Raw genomic sequence first — 527 nt, forward strand, 5'->3', positions numbered from 1 at the left:
GCTTCCATGGAGACAACCGTGTAAGAAAAGTGGTGCTTAAAGTGACCATCGAAGATGGCTACTTCCTAAATAAATAAAACAAGAGAAGGGCTGTGGTCACAGCATTACAAGCCCTTCCTCCCTACAATTCCAACGTGATTCACCGGAGATAGAACATGTCTGAATCCAAACGTAATACGATAGGCAAATTCGGGTTGTTGTCCCTCACCTTTGCTGCAGTATTTAGCTTTAATAACGTAATCAATAACAACATCGAGATCGGTCTAGCGTCTGCGCCAATGTTCTTTCTGGCGACCATTTTTTATTTCATCCCTTTCTGTTTGATCATCGCAGAATTCGTATCTCTGAATAAAGATTCTGAAGCGGGGGTCTACGCATGGGTAAAAAGCTCACTCGGCGGTCGCTGGGCGTTTATCTCTGCCTACACTTACTGGTTCGTTAACCTATTCTTCTTCACGTCCTTGCTGCCGCGTGTTATCGCTTATGCGTCTTACGCGTTCTTGGGCTATGAATACATTCTGACGCCA

General features: G+C 44.8%; 1 protein-coding gene and 1 pseudogene. Both read left to right on the forward strand.

Annotated elements, in window-relative coordinates:
- Positions 1 to 77: pseudogene (gene ebgC / locus R7E38_RS23345) on the forward strand (beta-galactosidase subunit beta); the annotation flags it as partial.
- A gap of 78 nt (positions 78 to 155) precedes the next feature.
- Positions 156 to 527 (forward strand): amino acid permease (locus R7E38_RS23350; RefSeq protein ID WP_229611231.1); only part of this gene is annotated, 372 nt, incomplete at its 3' end.

The sequence above is a fragment of the Vibrio sp. Vb2131 genome, from assembly GCF_033338535.1.
GTDB lineage: Bacteria > Pseudomonadota > Gammaproteobacteria > Enterobacterales > Vibrionaceae > Vibrio > Vibrio alginolyticus.